Genomic DNA, 19,680 nt, shown 5'->3' with positions numbered 1-19,680 from the left:
CGACTGCTCATAACGTTGATTGAGTTTATTTTTTTCATAGACTGACCAGTAATTTAGTAGGATGACGATTGCAAATGCGATTATGAAAACTAGGTTGATCCGTCTATTTAACTTGTTGTATTTGTTCATTCTGCCCTCCTTGGATTTGAATGTAAAAGACATGAACCGGTCCGGATAACTCCTTTATCTGTTGCTGTGTCATGAAATCAGTTGATAGATTCACTCCGGGCGTTTCGCGATGCATGAAGTCAAGACGTTGTACAAACTTGCCTTTGTGATTGGCTTCATATCCCATGGTTATTCTCCTTCCGCATCATCTTCACGAGTCTGTCCAGCTATCACCGTCTTAGCTCCAAGCATTTTCATAAGGCATGTAGCCCCACAAACCAGATCGTGACCGATCTTAAAGACTGGCTGTCCGAAGAAAATCTCTGAATTGCATTCCGGATTAGCGCAATAGTCGATGACTTCAGTAGAAATGTGATTAGGCTGTTTGGTCATTGGTTCAATACCTCCCCAGGACGATAGTTTCTCGCTTCTTCTTCTCGCTTCCACCTATCAAGACTTACAGTACTAAACAAGTAGCGTGGACTCTTACTCCCTTCGGCTCCTACGGTGCGATGTGGAATCTTCTTTGCCTTGCAGAATTGCCGTAATGTATACTCCGACATGTGTAGATAATCCAGTGCTTGTGTAAATGTAAGTGTCCGATCCTCAGAAGCTGGAATTCGTTCCATGATTCGCTTTTCAGCCTCGGCTACATGAATGGCCACGATGTCAGCGATTGCTTTTTCAAGAGCCGTCATGAAGCCTCACACTCCCTCTCAATTACTGGAAGAATGCCCTCCCGCTTAAGTAGATCGTAGATAAACAGTCGGCCCTTCTGGGTCCACTTCGTACTCACCCGGGACTTGTCCGCATCTATTACATGGGTCGTTGTCTGGGTATATCCTTTGTCCTGATGCTTCGCATACAGAAGCCAGATGTCTCCTTGCTTATACTGAATGCCAAGCTCGTAAAGCTTCTTGTTCAGCGCTATTGCACTCATGCCGTAATCCTTGGCAATCTTCGAGACCGAGAGAAGCGATTTATTTTGTAGCACCATGTCATAATAGGAAGCTTTAGGCTTTAACTCATTGTTTTGCTGAATGAGGACCAGGTTCTCAGTAGTAAGAGCTGCTACCTTTCTTTCAAGAAATTCATGAGCTCGCTTAATGACCATTTCAGGACTGTTCCATTTACGTTCAAGATCAAGGAAATATTGCCGGGCTAGCTTCCCTTTTTCATTCCGTTGAATCATGCAGATCTCCTTAGCCATCTCGATTTTTATGTGATGGTCGGTGTACGTTGTTTCGTTACCTTGAGCTGTCGGTCTTTTTTGAACGATAGCTACGAAGTCTACATTTTCAGCGAAGCCGTATTCCAGCATCCGGGGAAACCAATGTCGGTATTCAGTCTTTACTTCCAGAAACTCGTGCAGATCACGACCGCTTACGAGTAAATTTCCATTCTCATTGGAGTGTGTTGGGATTAAATCAGTCATAAGCAAACCTCACTTTCTTCCTTCGGTACTATCTTTAGTTCGAGCCCCAGAGTATCGCAGACTTTCCGCATTGAATCTTCATTCCAGCGCCGATTTCCGTTCAGTAAATTATGAATGTACTGAGGAGAATGGCCTGACATCCGAGCAAGTTCGGAAGGATTCAACCTCTGATCTACGAGCCTATGTCTAACAGCGCTTGAAAAATCCATTGTATAGAATACCTCCTTTCTGGATATATTGTATTCTATATGGATAGTATTCGTAAAGGATTAAAAGTATCCAAATAGGATTATAATAAAGCAAAATGAAGAAAATATTGGATGATTCAAAGAAAATGCTCCTATTTGCTTCATTTTGCTTCAAATAAAACTTACATCCGTTTGATTTTTATCCAAATAGATGATATATTTAAGAAAATTAATCAATGAGGAGAGAAAATATCCGTGAAAGTACCATCTGATAGAATTAGAAAAACCCGTCGGTTTTTAGATTTAACCGGAGCTGAAGTTGCAGAGAAATTAGGAATTTCTACTCAGTATTACTACAACATCGAACGGGGGCGGAGAAATTTAAGCGCGGAATTAGCTATGAAATTAGCTGATATATTTGATGTCTCTTTGGATTATTTACTCGGTAAATCAATTTACGCCTTAATTGAAGAAAGACTTACAGAACTAAACATGTCTATAGAAGAGTTAGCAGAAATAACCGAACTTCCAGTTTCATATTTAAGAGGCCTTGATACATTACCGCCTGAGCCTTGGGACTATGAACAGGGAGAATTAGTTGATCGACTCTCCAGAGCTCTTAAAATGGATACTAAAACACTTGCAGAGGCATATGCTCGCCAAGAACCTCCCGTGTACGAGGGGCCCTCGTTAAAACCTAAAGAAGCTTTTGAGGAATTTCAAGATACAAAATTTGATAACGTAGAGACCAAAGCGCACCCAAATAGCGACGACATGACTGAAAAAGATATCATAACTCTTGCCGCCCACCAGGTCGGACATGAAGGAGCCTTAACAGAGGAGCAACTCGCACAGATTAAACTAGCCATGAAAATCGCTCTCGCTAAAAACGACAAGTAATTGAATCGGGAGATGAACGGATGATCAGCTATGAGGATCTAGCACAAGAAGTTCCTATCATCTTTGATGATAATGCGGTACTCCCCACGGGGTTAAAGGGGATTTTTATCGAATCTAGTGTGGCCGATATGATACTCCTCAACAAAACCATAGAGACCGACACTGAGCGAAAATGTATTTTGTCAGAGGAACTTGGTCACTACTATCTCACCGTGGGCGATATTACCGATCAATCAAAACTAGAAAATCAGCAGCAAGAGCTAAAGGCGAGGCAATGGGGCTATGATAAGCTCGTCCCGTTGTCCGCAATTGTACAAGCTTATCACGCTAGGATTAAAGGAAGGTTTGAACTGGCTGAATACCTAGGGGTTACCGAGGAGTTTTTACAGGCCAGCATTGATCGATACTTTAACAAATATGGGATATGTACAACTTGGAACAACTACATAATTTATTTCGACCCTCTAGGAGTTGCTGAAATGTTTGAGTAACCTTCGTGCTTTCCAGCCGTAAGGCTGTTTAAATATACCCGAAAATGGAACATACGTTCGAAAGGAGTCTTTAAATTGGCAAAAGGGAGTATTGAAAAGCGAGGAACCAACAGCTGGCGACTGCGGATCGACTTAGGTTACCACGCCGATGGTACCCGTAACCGCCCAAGCAGAACAATCACCGTAGAAGACCCTGCGCTGCTAAAAACAACAAAGAAATTACGTGAATATCTGGAAGATGAGCTTTTTAAGTTTAAACAAGAGGTTGAATCTGGTGAGTACATCAATCCAGAGAAAATGACACTGAAGCAATTTGTAAATAATGAGTGGGATCCGAAGTATGCCTGTAACACGGATAACTTATCCCCCCTGTCCTATGACACGTATAAGCGGCATATCAAGAACCACATCTTACCCAAATTTGGGCACATGTATTTAGATGAGATCAAGACGCTGCATATCGTGACATTTATAAGTGATCTAGGGAAACCCGGCGCACGTAAAGATGGGAAAGGCGAGTTATTGTCCCCTGGCACGATCCAGTACATCTATCGGGTGTTAAAAAACATTTTAACTCGGGCAAAAGACTGGCAGCTGATTAAATCAAATCCAGCAATCGGAGTTAAAAAGCCGAAAGTCGAGCAAACAGAGTTTGATTATTATGATGAAGACGAAGCTAAGGAAGTTATTAAGTGCCTCTACAAAGAACCAAGACGGTGGAGATTATTTATGTTAGGGGCGATGATCGGAGGGTGTAGGCGTGGAGAATTACTAAGCATAGAATGGTGTGATGTAGATTTTAACAATAAAACTATTGAAGTTAGAAATAGCATATCCCAAACAAAAAACGGCAAAGCAGTTGAAAAGAAACCAAAATCAAAAAGCTCAGAGCGCATCATAGCCATGCCTGAGTGGTATATGAATGAGCTACGTATACATGAACGTGAGTGGAAAAAAGAGAAACTACAAGTCGGTGACAAATGGATCGGTGGAGATAGACAATATGTATTCCATGCTGGATTCGGGAAACCGTTCTACCACACCTATCCATCTGAATGGTGGGATAAATTCACGATACGACACGGAGTTAAGAATATACGCTTACATGATCTTCGACACTCCAGCGCGACATTATTAATCGAGGCAGAGGCATCAATGAAAGCTATACAAAAGCGACTAGGCCATTCCAAGTATCAAACGACAGCCAACATCTATACTCATGTTACAAAAAAATTAAGCCGCGGAACAGCAGAGAAGTTTGATAAATTTGCCCCGGAAAATATTTCGTCCCCAATTTGTCCCCAATCTGCAAATTAGGTTCGTCCAATCCTATTCTGTCGCCCCTAAGAAAAAGTAAAAAGCCCTTGATATACAAGGACTTTTCGGCCATGCGGTAGAGAGGACTCGAACCTCCACGGGCGTACGCCCACTACCCCCTCAAGATAGCGTGTCTGCCATTCCACCACTACCGCATATTATTAACTTTTTCAGCAACTCTTTTATTATACACTGAAGATCTTGAAAAGTAAACAAAAAAAATTACTTAAGGCTTATTGCGCAAGCCCGTTCATCCAAAAGGATTTACAGGCCTGCATTGTTTTGCTCGGCGCATTAGAAATGCTAAATACATCTATTTATCACAAGACTGGCTTCTTCGGTAACGTGTGAAATCGATGTACTCCTTGATAAACTCTTTTTCTTTCTCAGACAGCACAAGATCGTTTCCTAGTTCATCCCATGTATATGTCGCTGCATTTTCCTTGAAGTGCAATTGATTCGGTTCCTTGCCCAATATGAGCCAATCCAGGCTAACATCGAAGAACCCAGCAATCTCAACCAGTTTATTGGTACTCGGTGTCGATTTCCCTCTTTTCCAATCTCCTAGATTCCCCGTACTGATGCCTAGCTTCTCGCAGAATGATTTCTTGGTCATTCCCTTCATTTTAATTAATAATTCGATTCGATCATAAATGGATTGCATATACAACCGCCTTCCAAATATTCGTCTTAAGACGCATTTCAGTAATTTTCTTCTTGCGAAGTAACGCAAAGACGTATATACTTTTCTTTATGCAACGGAAATTATAGCATAATGGTAATTGTACCATTAATTCCATGCCATTTACTATGGACTCCTCATGAACACACACCGACGGATAGTTATCCCCTCCAGATCCAACTTAAGCAAACCTATACCCCCCTAGAGTTCAACAGAAGCAGTCCCATCTCAAATAGAGGGAGCGACTTTATTTTGCATAACTCAGGCATCCACTTTATAGAAATTATCGATTTGCTGAGACAGGATATCGCGATTATCGATCCCCAAGGCTTCATCGTATCCGTCAATCGAGCCTGGTATCTGCATTCGCTCGAAACAGGCGTCCCTGAATCCTTCGAATGGACCGGGGTTAATTTAGCGCAGATTTACAACGCTCTTGCTGAGGATGAGGGGCATCCTCCCCATGAGCTAGACGCCGTGCTGGATGGCACGAACCCATTCCTCTACAAGGAATTCAAGTCCTCGTCCCGGCTTAAGACGAAATGCTTCACATTGGAGGCTTCAACGATCTACTCTCCTAACGGAAATTCCGTCAAAGGGGGCCTCGTCTGCCTTACTGATGTTACACAAAGCAAATTACTCGAGCAAAATCATCTAAAGGCACTGGCGCAAATCTGTACACTACACGGTCTACTTCCCATATGTGCGGTATGCAAGAAAATTCGTGATGAGCATGATATCTGGAATTCCATCGAAAGCTTCCTGGAGAAGCATACAAAAGTCGAATTCACCCATGACATTTGCCCGGAATGTATTCGGCGCCTATACCCTGAATACTCCTCTCTGCTGGATAAATCATCCTGTTCTTGATCTCGATAAATGAAAGGGCTGTCACTGACAGCATCAAAAAAGCGCCCCTGCCAATAGCATGAAGCGCTTTTCTTCATTTTAAGTTGTCACACGACGCAGCATCGGGCTGAATAGTGAAGGCAGCAGTGATACATGTCCCTCATCAGGAACTTCGGTCATCGAGACGAACTTTGGACCATATTCATCTGTCGTCAAGAGCTGGTACAGCTTATTAGCATCACTAACCATATTGGGCTTCTCCTGACTGCCAACACTCAAATGCAGCTCAATCTCCGTCTCACGAAGTGTCATATGCTCCCTATTATTCTCCCATAACTGAATCAGGATATGATTCTTCCACCAAATCGATGGACTGGCAGCAAAATAACGGCTGAATGAACTCGGACGCGTAAATAACGTATATAGAGTCAGGAACCCACCTAGCGAATGGCCGAATAGTGACTGCCTGGAATGGTCAATCGGAAATTCTTTCTCGATTAGCGGCTTAAGCTCATATTCGATAAAATCGAGGAACGCCTCAGCACCGCCCGTGAGCGGCCAGGCAGATCCATCAGGCCTTGCCGGCAACTCACCGCTATCAGCAAAGACCGTGTAATCGTAGAAACGTTCTTGAGTCACGATTGGATCGCTGGAGTGATACCCTATACCTACGATCACAAATGGATCCATTCCGTGCGGGCCTCTGGTCTGCAATCTGGCTGCTTCCGCCAGTGAACCGAAGGTGGCATTGGCATCCAATGTATAGAGCACAGGATAACCCCCGACAGGCGATGGGCTCATCGGCTCGGCAATAAAGATGCGATAATCTCGGTCAGCCACTCCGGAATGGAAGTTCCATACCTGCGTACCGGGTATTTGCATCTTCCTCCCGAGCATTTGCTTGGATGGGAAGTCCCTCTCTGGATTACCGAAGAACCACTTCAGGCTCTCTGGGAATTGCCTCATCATGAACAGATCGTCATGCGTACCTTCCGGTTCCACCTCCAGCTTCAGCTGAGTTGAGCCCATTCCTCTATCATGCCACAGTTGGTGGGCCTCCTTGGTATATTCAACCATATGTCGCTGCCGCGTCTCTTTATAAATTCCTTCCTTATCTCCAACCGACATATACACGCGCTGATGAGTTTCAAATCCATCATGCTCCCGGATGAAATCTAGCACTCCTTCATACCAGAAGGAGGCCGACAGCAGACCGAGCCGTCCGAAGGTGTCTGGCCGCCAGCAACCGGCGAAGAGGGAGATTAGTCCGCCAAGCGAACCGCCGATGATCGCCGTCTCCTCCGCCTGTCTTTTTGTTCGGTAATGACTATCGATATAGGGCTTGATTACATCTGCAACCTCATTTACATAGTCCTGTCCCCGGCCGGCGAATGGCGAGAAACCATCTACCAGCGCGGCCGCAGGCCACGGTGTATATTCGTCATTACGCGAATGCGGCTCTATACCAATCAGAATAACCTCAGCCAACTGGCCGGATAAATACAAGTGATCCAAATAGTTAAGGCAACCGCTGAATAACTCGCCTCCGTCCTGGACATACACCGCCGGATAGCGGCGCCATGTTGTCACATAGGATGGCGGCAAATGGAGGACCAGCTTCCAGTCTCCAACATTAAGCCGCTGATATCGTTCCATACTCTCCTCCCATGTCTTTCCTTATCCCCTAGTTCGAAGTAATAAATAAACGAAATACGGCACGCCGATGATAGACACGACAATACCAACCGATAGTTCTGCCGGTGCAAATACAGTCTTGCCAATAAAATCACCGATCAGCACCATAATCATGCCCACCAACCCGCTGACCGGGATGAGACGCGTATGTCGCAGACCTACAAGCTGCCGTGCTAGGTGGGGTGCAATCAAGCCGATAAAAGCGATACTGCCCGATACGGCAACACTTGCACTGACCAGTCCGATGCTACAGAGCAGAAATATGTTTTTCTCCCGCTCAACATGCAGCCCCACGCTCTTCTGACTGTCCTCACTAAGTTGAAACAGGTCAAGCTTATAAGATCGAAGACAGATTATCGGCAGAAGTAGCAGCCATGGCAGCATTGTGACGACGAACTTCCAATTCGCATTATGAAGGCTCCCGGCAAGCCATACGACGGCCATCTCGTAATCATTCGGATTCATCTTCAGGGATATATACATCGTGAGTGCCCCGAAACCTGACGCAACGGCGATACCGACCAGAATTAGCCGCTGCGGATCGAGTCTGCCCTTCTCTTTAGCGAACACATATATCGCTGCGGTAGCCAGCAAGCCGCCTGCGATGCCAAACATCGGCATCAGCATGACTCCAAGCCAACCTGTCACCGTAATAACTCCCTGGAACAGAAACATGAACAATACGACGGCCAAGCCAGCTCCGGCATTAATCCCTAATATCCCTGGATCGGCAAGTCCATTCCTCGTTACCCCTTGAATGATCGATCCAGCAGTGCCCAGTGCGAACCCAACGAGCGCTCCCAATACAATGCGCGGCAGCCTGAACTCGAATACCACAAGGTTATGTTCTGGTCGAGAGTCTATCCCTAGCAGGGTCTTGATAACATCCAGCACCGACATGTCGAATGTGCCGTTAGTCAAGCTGAGATAAGCAGCCGCAACAGCAATTAGAATACCGACAGTTAATACTGTCCAGAATCTTCGCTGCGTTATATTACTCACGGTGGGCACCTCCCCTGGTCTTGATCAGATACAGGAAGAATGGCACACCAATCAAAGAAGTGACTACTCCCACCGGAGTTTCAAACGGATAGTTAATAAAACGGGCTACAATATCACATGTCGCCAGGAAAATGCAACCAAGCACTCCAGAGACCGGAATAATCCAGCGATAATCAACACCCGAGAGGAAACGCGCGATATGAGGAATAATCAGGCCGACAAAGGCGATTTTCCCGGCCAGAGCAACGGAGACTCCGGTCAACAGTACAGTCGCGAGAATAGCCAATGCCTTGATGATCCAAGTGCGGATGCCCAATCCCTGGGCTACCTCTTCCCCCAAAGAGAGGGCTGAGATATACCTGGAGATTAGCAGCGCCAACGTCAGGCCGACCAGTGCGAACGGGATGCTAAGTCGGATTAGCTCCGGGTCCATTTGATGTAATCTGGCGTTATACCAGAAGCTGATATTTTGCGAGACTTGGAAGTAAGTCGACATCGCATGGGCCGTTCCGCTAAGAAAGGTTCCAATGATTGAACCGAGAATGGCCAGTTTGACCGGGCTAAGCCCGTTAGGAATAAGCCAGGCTAACCCAAAGACGATGGTCGTTCCCAAGGCAGAGCCAATCAGCGAACTGGTGATATATAAATTGGGGCTGGCATTCGGCAAAAATATCATGCACAGTGTAACCGCAAATACGGAGCCGTCCGATACCCCCATGATCGAGGGCGATGCGAGATAATTCCGGGTCATGCCCTGCATAAGAGCTCCTGAGACAGCGAGGAATGTTCCAATCAGGATCGACCCGACGACACGTGGAAGAAGGGAGCTTATAATGATCTGATGATCAACATTGTCCGGATCAAAAGCAACAATCGCGTTCCATACCTCCGCTGCCGTAATGCTCTTGGCCCCATATAAAATTGAAGCAAGGATCAATAATACAATGGCTGCCGGGGCCATTCCAAGAATGACCACCGGCAGCGTTCGTTTTAACCGCATCGTCAACACGCCTTATATTAACTGTAGTATTTTTACTTGGTAAGATTGGCAACCGCTGCTTTCAGGAACTCAATCTTGCTATAAGCCGTTCCCCCTTGGGCAAGCGGGTCGACGATGTTCACGAACACCTTACCGTTCTTGAATGCATTCAGACTTTTCATAATCGGATCTTGCTGGAACTCATCCAATGCTTTTGGCGTGTCCATATTCTCATCCGCCGAGAATTGAATAAACAGATAATCCGGATTCATCTCTGCGAGCTTCTCCTTCGAGATCAGCTCCTGAGCCTTGGCAGCTTGTACTTCTGCCGGAACGGCCAGACCGAGATCCTCATACAATACCGGGTTGAAGAATACCGCTGCCGGATAAATGTACACTTCCCCACCGCGGATCCGTACCGCCACGACCTTCTTGTCCTTCAGACTATCTCCGATTTGCGACTTGGCCGCATCCAGATCGGCCTTGTATTTGGCTATTTCCTGCTCAGCCTGCTCCTCTTTACCACTAAGCTCTCCGAGCAGTCTCAGATTCGCCTCCCAATTCGTGGATATGTGGGAATACGGGATGGTCGGAGCAATCTTCTCCAGCTTCTCATTGACCTCCGGTTTGAACTTGGTCGAAGTCAGGATGACATCTGGCTGAAGAGATAGAATTGTCTCAAAGTTCGGCTCCATTTTCTCGCCGACAGATTTCGCTTCTGTAGTGATTGATTCGAACAATGGAGGGAACTTTCCAGAGAATGAAATGGCGCCGATTGGCTTCACATCGAGCACGATTGAATCCTCCATCGCTTCAACGGCACCCGTAATAACAATTCGTTCAACTTTGGGCGGAAGTATATATTCCTGATCCAGATATTTTATAACTCTTGTATCCGATGATGCCGGTTGCTCTGCTGCTTCCGCAGGCTGCCCCGCGGCAGTTTGGTTAGTATTTTGCGCTGCTGGAGACCCCGAGGACGAATTCTCCTTGCCGCAGGCCGACAGGACTACCGTTAACGCCAGAAATACCCCTAATAACATATTGAATCTTTTCATATTCTCTCTAACTTCTCCCTTCGACAACTCTCGCCTTAATTGATAATGATTATCATTATTGATAGTAAAGGAGGAGTGCCGAATGTACCATGGACAAATTCCCGAATTAGCATGGACTTTTTCCAGTTAGCAGCTCTGTTGCAGCTTCTGCCATTTGCTCCATCGCAGTCGGAGAATGTTCCCGCCACGGATAGGAGTTAATAAGATGCATCGTCCCCTCTCTAACCGCCTGAATGGACATCCATGCCGCCGAGGATGATAACTCCCTCCAATAGGCCAATGTCTCCGAGTCTTGTCGGACTAGGACAAAAATATGCTTTGCCTTGATCATCGCCAATTGATCTATAGTCAACGATGCAAAGGGTTGTGCCTCTTGAAGATTAGGGGGTGTTTCGCAGCCCAGCAGCTTGTAGAGTACTTCATGCACAGCTCGGCTGTTATATAATGCAAGCTGATCATGGAAGACGCGCACCACAACTGCTGCCGGAGGCTGCATATACTGAATGATCCGAAGTCTCAGCCGAATAATATTCCGTTCAAAGGATTGCAGCCATTGATCTGCCTCCGCCTTCCTGTCTAGCAGCGTGGCCAGTGTCATTAGCTCTCTCTTCCAATCCCCTGTCTCCAATGCCAGCTCATGGAGCGGGGCAATCTGCTCTAATCTCTGTTTCTCCCAAGGCTCCAGCCCTTGGATGCATATAATCCGCTCCGGCTTGGCCGCTACAAGCTTCTCAAGATTAGCCTCTTTATTATGATTTTGCCGATAGGCATCCAGATGAACAGGGATATCCGGGCCAAGGGTATGATACCGCTCGGATGACCATTTAGGATGCAATGGAGCCGCATAGGGGATAATCTGCAGCGGAGTCAGATATCCAAGCAGCGAGGTAGAGCCGTATAAGGCTATCCTGTTGCTCCGCTCCTTCATGTATGCCGAAGGGGACAAGCCCATCTCTTTTTTGAATTTTCGGCTAAAATAGAATTCGTCCTTGTACCCCACCAACGGGGCGATCTCCTTCAACAATGCACCTGAACTAAGCATTAACTGCTTCGCCTTTGCCATTCTTACCTGTGTTACATAATCCATGACGCTGTGTCCGTATGTCTTCTTGAACATATCTGCAAAATATTTCGGACTGAACTCTGCGACCTCAGCCAGTCGTTGTATCGTCAATTCCTCACCATAATGCTCCTCGATATACGTTCTGGCCTTTTCAAGCACTTGCGCTTTATCGATTCCAGCCGCATTCCCGCTCCCGGCCGCCAGTTCGTACAGCAGCTCCTGGAAATCAAGCTGGGCCTGACACTGCTTATGTGACTGACTATGATGAAAATTCCTATGCACTTTACGGCTTACCGCCTTCAGGTTCTCTGCCGAACATACAGCCAAATTGTCCTCCCAGAGCGTACAAGATCCCAAATCTGTTATCTCTTTTATAGATTCCTTATATGAAGCATCCGCCTGATAGAGACTAAAATGGAATACGGCTGCTGTCACGAGATCGCACCTACGGCTCTTCGCTCCAAAGGTTCTTCCGCAAGGACATAGCTGAACACCGCCCTCACTAAGATGAACCGTCCGCCCCTCCAACTCGAGATTGAGCTCGCCCTTTAACACTATAATTAACGCATTTTGCATAGCCAGTTGCTGCTCCAGATTCAATCCGGTCTGGTTATAAAAGTCCGCATGCCACAGTCGGACCATCATAGCCTGAAGATCTACTCGTTTATGGTTTGCATTGGTCATCATTTATGTACCGCCTTTATTAATTGAGAATGGTTATCATTATCATGTAGATATCATACCATAAACGCCAGTCTGCGATAAGGACTTTCCATACGACTCTCTTCATTCCTATTAAAATAAAAAACAACCCCACTCCTTGTAAGGAATCAGGTTGTTCATAGAAAATAGAAAAAGCACCCGCCTCAGCGAATGCTTCTTAACTGTATGCGGTAGAGAGGACTCGAACCTCCACGGGCGTACGCCCACTACCCCCTCAAGATAGCGTGTCTGCCATTCCACCACTACCGCATATAACATGGTGACCCGTAGGGGATTCGAACCCCTGTTACCTCCGTGAAAGGGAGGTGTCTTAACCCCTTGACCAACGGGCCATATTTAATTAGGTTCCAAAAGCAGCGACAAGAAAGATTATAGCAAGAACTATTAAACATGGCAAGATGTTTTTTTAAATATTTTTACACCTTCACACCAGAAATAAAAAACTCCCGACACCGTTATGCAGCGCGGAAGCTTCAACTCTGAAGAACCCTTCTTATCAGGATTCTCATCTCTTGTAAATGAAGTTATTCAAAACGGAGAGAGAGGGATTCGAACCCTCGCACCGCTTACGCAGTCTAACCCCTTAGCAGAGGGTCCCCTTATAGCCACTTGGGTATCTCTCCAAGAAATGGCTCCCCGAACAGGACTCGAACCTGTGACAACTCGATTAACAGTCGAGTGCTCTACCGACTGAGCTATCAGGGAACATTGAATAACTATCAGAATAAATCCAATTTTATTACGCTTTCATCAGAAAGTCAAGATAGCGTGGCAGACTTTTGCTAGATCACACAATAAGCAATAAGAGGACAAGCTAAGCCAAAAAAAATTTAAAATTCTCCTCATCCCCCCTTGCTAAATTCCAAATGGTGGATATAATAAAGTCAACGTCAAAATAATTTTAATGTTAAATAAAATTGAACGAGTTAAATATTTTACCGAGAGGGAGATATTTATGCCTGAAGCTGTTTTGATGAAGGAAAAGAAACTCTCCAGTCTGCTTGCTCATAAAGAATTTACCCTTTATCTTCTTGCCAGAGTTATCTCTCACTTTGGCGACTCCATCGACTCGATCGCTTATAGCTGGATGGTCTACATGCTCACAGGATCGAAAATCATGATGGGTACTTTGTTCGCTCTTAATTTCGTACCTGGCATTCTGTTCAATTTCTTCACTGGAGCCCTAGTGGATCGCTGGTCGAAGCGCAAAGTCATTGTCATCACCTATTCTTGCCGCGGCCTACTTGTCATTTTTACAGCACTGTTGTATTGGCAAGGATGGCTACAACCCTGGCATCTGTATGTATTGACCTTTACGATCTCCACCATCGAATGCTTCTCGCATCCCGCGGAAATGGCGATCGTACCTTCCCTGCTTCCAAAACATAAACTATTAAGTGCCAACTCTATCTCCACCTCCGCCACAAGAACTGCCGAATTAGCCGGTCTTGCAATTACTGGCGGCATGATCGCCTTCTTGGGTATTTCCGGAGCAATCTTGCTGGATGGAATCACCTTCTTCACAGCCGCTACGCTGATAGCCTTTATCCGTGTCAACAAAGAAGAAACTGGAGAAGATGCATCTCAATCTTCAGCTGCGAAGACCTCTTTTATTCAGGAAATTAAGTTTGGACTCAAGTTCCTCTTCTCGAATCGGATGATCGTCACCATTGTCATCTGCGCTGCTTATGTTAACCTATGTCTCGCGCCCTATAATGTATTGACTCCGGTCTATGTAGCAGAAATTCTCAAATCCGGACCACAAGGGCTAAGCATACTCGGAATCGGCATGATCAGCGGAATGATCGTAAGTGCACTGTGGATTAGCCACAAGGGCACCCAGTTCAAGAAAAGCCAGCTTATCATCTTGGGTTATTTGATGCTCGGTCTAAGCTATTCTCTGTTGTATCTGCCTACCTTCTTTCAGGTCCATTCACTTTATTTTGCCGTCGTTATCACTTTTTGCATGGGGATGTCGGTCTCACTCATCAGCACGCCGGCCACTACTTACTTTATGGAGACGGTACCGAAGGAGCTGTTGGGCAGAGTCGGAGCTATTTATAGCATGATCTGTACGATAGCAATACCGATTGGCAGCTCTCTGGCCGGATTTTTAGGGGAATGGATGAAAGTCAATCTTTTATTTCTCATCTTCGGTCTATTGATGATCGTTCCGTTCTTCTATTTACTCAGCCGGCGTAGCTTCCGTGAGATCTGACGGCGGCTATCCAGCCGCTACTATCTTGTACTTTCCCTTGCATGAGTTATACTAAAATGAAGCAGTTATATGAACTTATTAGATTCCAGGGGGAACATCGTGAAAAAGGAACTCAAAACTTTAGAAGAAATCCGTATATACTCCGATCCCTATCGCATTCAGATTCTGAATGAATTTATAAGCTTCAACAGACCCGCAACGGTAAAAGAAGTGGCCGACGCTCTTCATGAAGTGCCTGCCAAGGTGTATTATCATGCCAAAAAGCTGGAGAGCATCGGAATGCTTGAACTGGTAGATACCAAGCTGGTGAACGGAATTACAGCCAAATATTATGAACCTTATAAAGGCCAGGTCATCATTCGCAAAAGTGAAGTTGATGATACGATCAAGCAGGTCTTCCAATCGGAGGCCGAGAAGTTGGTCTCGAACTTCTATGATGAGAACAAGAAGCGTTTCCTGCAGAATTACAGTGGAAGCATGTCAAAAGGAAACTTATTTAATAACAGTAGCATCTATTTAACAGAGCAGGAAGCCGAGCAATTGTTCTCGATGATTAATGAATTTTGTGAGCAGCATGGCCACCTTTCCCCGGGAGAGGGTCGCGTGCGGTACGAGATGTTCTTTACTCTATTTCACAATCCAGATATCAAATCCAAATAAAAAGAACCATCGTCTCCATTGTAGGAATGATGGTTCTTATGCTTATTCCTATTTAATTGCTCCAGCTTGCTCTTCGTCCGTCTTGTTCTCATATCCGCGAAAGCGAACTGGCTTCGTCCATCCTCCGGGTTGCGCTTGCCTTCCCTGACGCATTTTTGCCGAAATTTCTTCGCCTTTGATACTGCCATATACATCTCACTCCTCATCTGTTAATAGCTCTAGTATAGCATAAAACCGCATCCCTATATTGTATGCAGCTTCAATACGCCTGAACAACGGCCGCAGCGGTACCTTGCAGGATCCACCTTACGTTTGCGCTTATACTCCATTCCACAGCGGACACATATTAACTTATAGCGATAGGGCAAGGTCCGACGTTTAGCAGCTCCCGGCAGCGACTGGCAATAACGGCTTCCGTCTACCTTTTGCAGCAGTGCCTTGAATTCAGGGTCTCGGTGCTTGTATCCTTTGCCCGATATATGAAGATGATAGTGGCACAGTTCATGCTTAATAATCTTCTCCACCTCATCCCGGCCATAGGTCTGAAGCTGTGCAGGGTTAATCTCAATATTATGACTTTTTAGAAAATATCTTCCCCCGGTCGTCCTTAAGCGCCTGTTAAATGAAGCTTGGTGGAGAAAAGGTATACCGAAACTGCGCAGTGAGATTTCCTCGACCCATTCCTGAAGCTGTTTGTCGTCCATAGTTGCGGCTTCTCCTCTTGGTATAGTAACTTGTACTACTTTATCATAACACGCCGGTCATCATGCTGATTTTACTTGAATTTTAACTTCCTCTTAGGCTACACTGTCAAGTAGTAATGACAGAATAAAGGAGATTATTCGCGATGCCTTCAATGAGATACGTCATTTTGCAGCAAAATAGCGATCTGAAATTTGTAGAAATGCCTGAAGAATATGCCTATCAGCTGAGCGCACTTAACCTGCGACTGAACAAGGAGATCGCCAAGTTAACTGCCGCCAATGTGCCAAGCCTGCCGCTGGCTGTTGCCGAGTGCGACCGTCTTGACCTGCTGCAGCCATCCTTGCAAATTATGAGTGGAATCAATTATATCAATGAGTTGGAGTCCGCCTTCGCTTCCATCCAGGAGGAGAATTACCCGCTCATCTCCCTGCTGACCGAGATTCGCGCATTGCAAGCCCAGCTCGAGCAGTGGTACGAGGAAGAGGAACTTATTTAACTTTTATATAAGTGATTAACAAGGCCGCTTTTCAGCTCCGAAGCCTATCCTTCCGATGTGTGTTTTTTCAAAACGCTTCAGTTGGATGAAGCTAGGGACGTAAGGAGCGCAGCGTACGTAGTTTGTACGTGAGCACCTGAGATGTTTCCGTAGGGAACATGACTTCGTAAGCATTTGCTTAGGCCCGGCTGAATTCAAGATTCGATGCCGAATAGGCTTCTCAGTGTGACTTCGAGATCAAAAGCGGCCTTTTTGACTTCCTCATTCTAATAGATGTTCAAAAAGGCCGCTTTTCAGCTCCGAGAAGGTTGGATGAAGCTAGGGACGTAAGGAGCGCAGCGTACGTAGTTTGTACGTGAGCACCTGAGATGTTTCCGTAGGGAACATGACTTCGTAAGCATTTGCTTAGGCCCGGCTGAATTCAAGATTCGATGTCGAATAGGCTTCTCAGTGTAACTTCGAGATCAAAAGCGGCCTTTTTGACTTCCACTATAGTGGCGGACCTGCACTTTTTCCGGCATTCCCCCATATGCTAAACGTACTAAGCATGCCGGAGGAGGAGATATCCTTGCCAACTTGGCTAAGTAATCAAATTATGCGAGCCTTTAATAAACGGGATCGCCGTCAGATACGATTACTCAATGATTGCTGGTTCTTCTACTATAACCGTCAATGGACCAATGGGACCTCAAATCAACTGCCCCGTTCCAAATCATAGCCTAATTAACCGTCCACTATAGACGAAAGCCCGCCATCATCTGGCGGGCTTCTTTCACATCCTATTGCGGACTGTTGGCAGAATCGTTAGGCTTGCGCATGGTCAAGCCGACTCTTCCCTTCTTCAGATCAACATTCAAGACCCAGACGGTCACATTATCTCCTACCGAGACGACATCCATTGGGTGCTTCACAAAGCGATCACTAAGCTGGGAAATATGCACGAGACCATCATTCTTGATTCCGATATCGACAAAGGCACCAAAGTCGATCACGTTGCGTACGGTACCTTGCAGTTCCATACCTGGCGTCAGGTCCTCGATCTTAAGCACATCGGTGCGGAAAATCGGTAGAGGCAGTTCTTCACGCGGATCACGGCCTGGACGCTGCAGGCTGTCGATAATATCGCGCAGTGTCGGCACGCCGACTTCCAATTGCACGGCAACCGCCTCTGGCTGTAGAGTGGCCAGCTTGCTATTTAATTCTTTCGAGCCAAGCTGTTCCATTTCTACACTCAGCTCAGCAAATAACCGCTCCACTACTTCATAGGATTCCGGATGAATTGGCGTACGATCCAGCTCGAAGCTGCCATCGTTAATACGCAGGAAGCCGATGCACTGCTCATAGGTTTTGGCACCCAGCCGCGGCACCTTCTGGAGTTCCTTACGGCTCTTGAACCTGCCGTTCTCATCCCTATATTTCACGATATTCTTCGCAATGGTTGCATTTACGCCAGATACATAAGACAGCAAGGAAGATGAAGCCGTATTAACATCAACACCAACATGGTTAACAGCGGATTCCACGACATTCTTCAGGCTCTCATCGAGATGCTTCTGAGATACGTCATGCTGATACTGCCCAACACCAATCGCTTTGGGCTCGATCTTAACCAATTCGGCAAGCGGGTCCTGTAGACGCCGTGCTATCGAAGCTGCGCTGCGCTCTGCCACATCCAGATTTGGGAACTCCTCCTGAGCGAGCTTGGAAGCAGAGTATACACTAGCACCCGCTTCATTGACGATCAAATAAGCAAGCTCCTTATCCTTGTTATTCCTGCCTGCGATCACGTCAGCTACGAATTGCTCCGTCTCCCGTGAGGCTGTGCCGTTGCCAATGACGATCAACGATATCCCGTATCTGTCGATCAACTGGTTGAATATCTCCTCAGCTTCCCGCTTCTTGTTGTTCGGCGGCGTCGGGTAAGTAACAGCAACCTCCAATAGCTTGCCGGTCTCGTCAACGACAGCGAGCTTGCAGCCCGTACGGTAGGCTGGGTCGACACCAAGCACCCGCTGACCGCGTACCGGAGGTTGAAGGAGAAGGTTACGCAAATTACCTGCAAAGATAGCAATCGCCTGGCCCTCAGCCTTCTCCGTCAATTCAGCGCGTACTTCCCGCTCAATCGAAGGGGCGATCAGCCGCTTGTAAGCATCCTCAATGACGGAATGAAGTACGGCCTCTACCACTGAACTGCCCTTGATCCAGCGTCCGGCAATATGACGATGAATCGCTTCTATCTCCACTTCTAGCGTCACCTTCAGCACATTCTCACGTTCGCCGCGATTCATAGCCAGGATGCGGTGGGAAGGCATCTTCTTCGCCGCTTCCCGGTAGTTATAATACATCTCATACACCGACTCTTCTTCCGGCGTCTTCGCTTCTGATATCATAAATCCGTGATCCATCGTATAACGGCGGACCCATGCCCGGGTTGACGCTTCATCGGAGATCTCCTCAGCAATGATATCCATCGCCCCCTGAACGGCTTCCTCTGCAGTCTCAACGCCCTTCTCAGCATCGATATACTGAGCCGCCTCCTGAAGCAGGTCCCCTTGCTTCGGCTGAGCCAGTATCCACTTGGCCAGCGGTTCTAGCCCCTTCTCTTTGGCGACACTTGCCCGCGTCTTGCGCTTCTGCTTATACGGACGATACAAATCCTCGACTTCCTGCAGCTTCACTGCGTGTCCAATCGCCGCAGCCAGTTCATCGGTCAGCTTGCCCTGCTCATCGATGATCCGCAGCACCTCACGCTTACGTTCACCCAGGTTGCGTAAATATTGCATCCGATCGGCGATATCCCGCAGCTGATTCTCATCAAGCTCCCCGGTCATCTCCTTCCGATAACGGGCAATGAACGGAATGGTGTTGCCCTCATCCAATAATGATGCTGTCGTCCTCACTTGCTTCAGGGACAGATTCAGCTCCTTGGCAATTTGGCGGACAATTAGCTCCTGCTCCTCTGCCCCTGAATGATCCTGATTTACCGTTGTAGTTACTGTCATATCCGATTGTGACAAGTGCGATCCCTCTTTCGTCTCAAAATACAATTGTCTCTATTATCACAAACTTTCCGGCTCATTTCCAGCGTGTTGAGCTTTCACCCAACTAGCT

22 protein-coding genes and 5 tRNA genes are annotated in these 19,680 nt (G+C 46.5%); 8 read left to right on the top strand and 19 right to left on the bottom strand.

What is annotated here, in order from left to right; genetic code table 11:
* Positions 1–103: 103 nt before the first annotated feature.
* Genes ABD014_RS06070 through ABD014_RS06050 form a run of 5 tightly spaced genes read right to left on the bottom strand, consistent with a single transcriptional unit; the run spans position 104 to position 1,752 of the window.
* A complete protein-coding gene (locus tag ABD014_RS06070) occupies positions 104–295 on the bottom strand; it encodes a hypothetical protein (RefSeq protein WP_343858741.1) in 192 nt (63 codons plus the stop codon).
* Between the two features lie 2 nt (positions 296–297).
* Positions 298–501, bottom strand: a complete 204-nt coding sequence (locus ABD014_RS06065) for a hypothetical protein (RefSeq protein ID WP_343858739.1) — start codon at positions 499–501, stop codon at positions 298–300.
* A complete protein-coding gene (locus ABD014_RS06060) occupies positions 498–806 on the bottom strand; it encodes a helix-turn-helix domain-containing protein (protein ID WP_343858737.1) in 309 nt (102 codons plus the stop codon). The genes ABD014_RS06065 and ABD014_RS06060 overlap by 4 nt, the downstream gene beginning before the upstream one ends.
* Positions 803–1,543 carry a phage antirepressor KilAC domain-containing protein gene (locus ABD014_RS06055; protein ID WP_343858734.1) on the bottom strand — a complete coding sequence of 247 codons (741 nt, stop codon included), beginning with the start codon at positions 1,541–1,543 and terminating at the stop codon, positions 803–805. Before ABD014_RS06055 ends, ABD014_RS06060 begins: the two co-directional genes overlap by 4 nt.
* Complete coding sequence (locus ABD014_RS06050; protein WP_343858731.1) at positions 1,540–1,752, bottom strand: helix-turn-helix domain-containing protein; 213 nt, start codon at positions 1,750–1,752, stop codon at positions 1,540–1,542. The genes ABD014_RS06055 and ABD014_RS06050 overlap by 4 nt, the downstream gene beginning before the upstream one ends.
* A 234-nt stretch (positions 1,753–1,986) precedes the next feature.
* On the opposite strand from ABD014_RS06050, the gene ABD014_RS06045 reads away from it, so the two are divergent.
* The 3 genes from ABD014_RS06045 (at position 1,987) to ABD014_RS06035 (ending at position 4,439) form a co-directional block, all read left to right on the top strand.
* Positions 1,987–2,631: a helix-turn-helix domain-containing protein gene (locus tag ABD014_RS06045; protein WP_343858727.1), complete on the top strand. Its 645-nt coding sequence runs from the start codon at positions 1,987–1,989 to the stop codon at positions 2,629–2,631.
* A 20-nt stretch (positions 2,632–2,651) separates the two neighbouring features.
* The gene (locus ABD014_RS06040) at positions 2,652–3,122 is read left to right on the top strand and encodes an ImmA/IrrE family metallo-endopeptidase (protein ID WP_343858725.1); all 471 of its coding nucleotides are present in this window, start codon (positions 2,652–2,654) and stop codon (positions 3,120–3,122) included.
* 75 nt (positions 3,123–3,197) lie between these two features.
* Positions 3,198–4,439, top strand: a complete 1,242-nt coding sequence (locus ABD014_RS06035; protein WP_343858723.1) for a tyrosine-type recombinase/integrase — start codon at positions 3,198–3,200, stop codon at positions 4,437–4,439.
* Positions 4,440–4,511: 72 nt separating this feature from the next.
* Here ABD014_RS06035 and ABD014_RS06030 read toward each other — a convergent pair.
* Positions 4,512–4,594 (bottom strand) — tRNA-Leu (locus ABD014_RS06030).
* 158 nt (positions 4,595–4,752) lie between these two features.
* Entirely contained in the window at positions 4,753–5,103 is a 351-nt protein-coding gene (locus ABD014_RS06025; RefSeq protein WP_343858720.1) for a helix-turn-helix domain-containing protein, read from the bottom strand.
* Between the two features lie 270 nt (positions 5,104–5,373).
* On the opposite strand from ABD014_RS06025, the gene ABD014_RS06020 reads away from it, so the two are divergent.
* On the top strand, positions 5,374–5,991 hold the full coding sequence (locus ABD014_RS06020; protein WP_343858717.1) for a hypothetical protein: 618 nt from the start codon (positions 5,374–5,376) through the stop codon (positions 5,989–5,991).
* A gap of 78 nt (positions 5,992–6,069) precedes the next feature.
* Here the strand turns inward: ABD014_RS06020 and ABD014_RS06015 are convergent, their stop codons facing one another.
* From ABD014_RS06015 to ABD014_RS05975, 9 genes are all read right to left on the bottom strand, one after another.
* The gene (locus tag ABD014_RS06015) at positions 6,070–7,626 is read right to left on the bottom strand and encodes an alpha/beta hydrolase (RefSeq protein WP_343858715.1); all 1,557 of its coding nucleotides are present in this window, start codon (positions 7,624–7,626) and stop codon (positions 6,070–6,072) included.
* Positions 7,627–7,647: 21 nt separating this feature from the next.
* Complete coding sequence (locus tag ABD014_RS06010) at positions 7,648–8,658, bottom strand: FecCD family ABC transporter permease (RefSeq protein ID WP_379338153.1); 1,011 nt, start codon at positions 8,656–8,658, stop codon at positions 7,648–7,650.
* 1 nt (position 8,659) lies between these two features.
* A complete protein-coding gene (locus ABD014_RS06005) occupies positions 8,660–9,667 on the bottom strand; it encodes a FecCD family ABC transporter permease (protein WP_343858709.1) in 1,008 nt (335 codons plus the stop codon).
* 32 nt (positions 9,668–9,699) lie between these two features.
* Complete coding sequence (locus ABD014_RS06000) at positions 9,700–10,704, bottom strand: iron-hydroxamate ABC transporter substrate-binding protein (RefSeq protein WP_343858707.1); 1,005 nt, start codon at positions 10,702–10,704, stop codon at positions 9,700–9,702.
* A gap of 106 nt (positions 10,705–10,810) precedes the next feature.
* Positions 10,811–12,454: an AraC family transcriptional regulator gene (locus ABD014_RS05995; RefSeq protein WP_343858705.1), complete on the bottom strand. Its 1,644-nt coding sequence runs from the start codon at positions 12,452–12,454 to the stop codon at positions 10,811–10,813.
* Positions 12,455–12,656: 202 nt separating this feature from the next.
* Positions 12,657–12,739 (bottom strand) — tRNA-Leu (locus ABD014_RS05990).
* Positions 12,740–12,747: 8 nt separating this feature from the next.
* Positions 12,748–12,822 (bottom strand) — tRNA-Glu (locus tag ABD014_RS05985).
* A 202-nt stretch (positions 12,823–13,024) separates the two neighbouring features.
* Positions 13,025–13,113: transfer RNA gene (locus tag ABD014_RS05980), tRNA-Ser, on the bottom strand.
* Positions 13,114–13,119: 6 nt separating this feature from the next.
* Positions 13,120–13,195 (bottom strand) — tRNA-Asn (locus tag ABD014_RS05975).
* Between the two features lie 250 nt (positions 13,196–13,445).
* Between ABD014_RS05975 and ABD014_RS05970 the strand changes: the two genes are divergently transcribed.
* Positions 13,446–14,708, top strand: coding sequence for an MFS transporter (locus ABD014_RS05970; RefSeq protein WP_343858704.1), 1,263 nt, complete (start codon positions 13,446–13,448; stop codon positions 14,706–14,708).
* 99 nt (positions 14,709–14,807) lie between these two features.
* A complete protein-coding gene (locus tag ABD014_RS05965; protein WP_343858703.1) occupies positions 14,808–15,368 on the top strand; it encodes an ArsR/SmtB family transcription factor in 561 nt (186 codons plus the stop codon).
* Here ABD014_RS05965 and ABD014_RS05960 read toward each other — a convergent pair.
* Both ABD014_RS05960 and ABD014_RS05955 read right to left on the bottom strand, forming a co-directional pair.
* Positions 15,341–15,556, bottom strand: a complete 216-nt coding sequence (locus ABD014_RS05960; RefSeq protein WP_251408676.1) for a hypothetical protein — start codon at positions 15,554–15,556, stop codon at positions 15,341–15,343. The two genes, ABD014_RS05965 and ABD014_RS05960, sit on opposite strands and share 28 nt — an antisense overlap.
* A 54-nt stretch (positions 15,557–15,610) precedes the next feature.
* Positions 15,611–16,072, bottom strand: a complete 462-nt coding sequence (locus ABD014_RS05955; protein ID WP_343858698.1) for a SprT family protein — start codon at positions 16,070–16,072, stop codon at positions 15,611–15,613.
* A 143-nt stretch (positions 16,073–16,215) separates the two neighbouring features.
* Between ABD014_RS05955 and ABD014_RS05950 the strand changes: the two genes are divergently transcribed.
* Both ABD014_RS05950 and cmpA read left to right on the top strand, forming a co-directional pair.
* The gene (locus ABD014_RS05950; RefSeq protein WP_343858696.1) at positions 16,216–16,569 is read left to right on the top strand and encodes a hydrolase/acyltransferase; all 354 of its coding nucleotides are present in this window, start codon (positions 16,216–16,218) and stop codon (positions 16,567–16,569) included.
* Between the two features lie 568 nt (positions 16,570–17,137).
* Positions 17,138–17,287, top strand: a complete 150-nt coding sequence (cmpA, locus tag ABD014_RS05945; RefSeq protein WP_343858694.1) for a cortex morphogenetic protein CmpA — start codon at positions 17,138–17,140, stop codon at positions 17,285–17,287.
* A gap of 61 nt (positions 17,288–17,348) precedes the next feature.
* Here cmpA and ABD014_RS05940 read toward each other — a convergent pair whose 3' ends face one another.
* Positions 17,349–19,571 (bottom strand): Tex family protein, encoded by a 2,223-nt coding sequence (locus tag ABD014_RS05940; protein WP_343859703.1) that lies wholly within the window; start codon positions 19,569–19,571, stop codon positions 17,349–17,351.
* Between the last annotated feature and the right edge of the window lie 109 nt (positions 19,572–19,680).

It is taken from the genome of Paenibacillus motobuensis (assembly GCF_039521865.1).
Classification (GTDB): domain Bacteria; phylum Bacillota; class Bacilli; order Paenibacillales; family Paenibacillaceae; genus Fontibacillus; species Fontibacillus motobuensis.
This window is presented reverse-complemented; position numbering and strand designations above follow the sequence as displayed.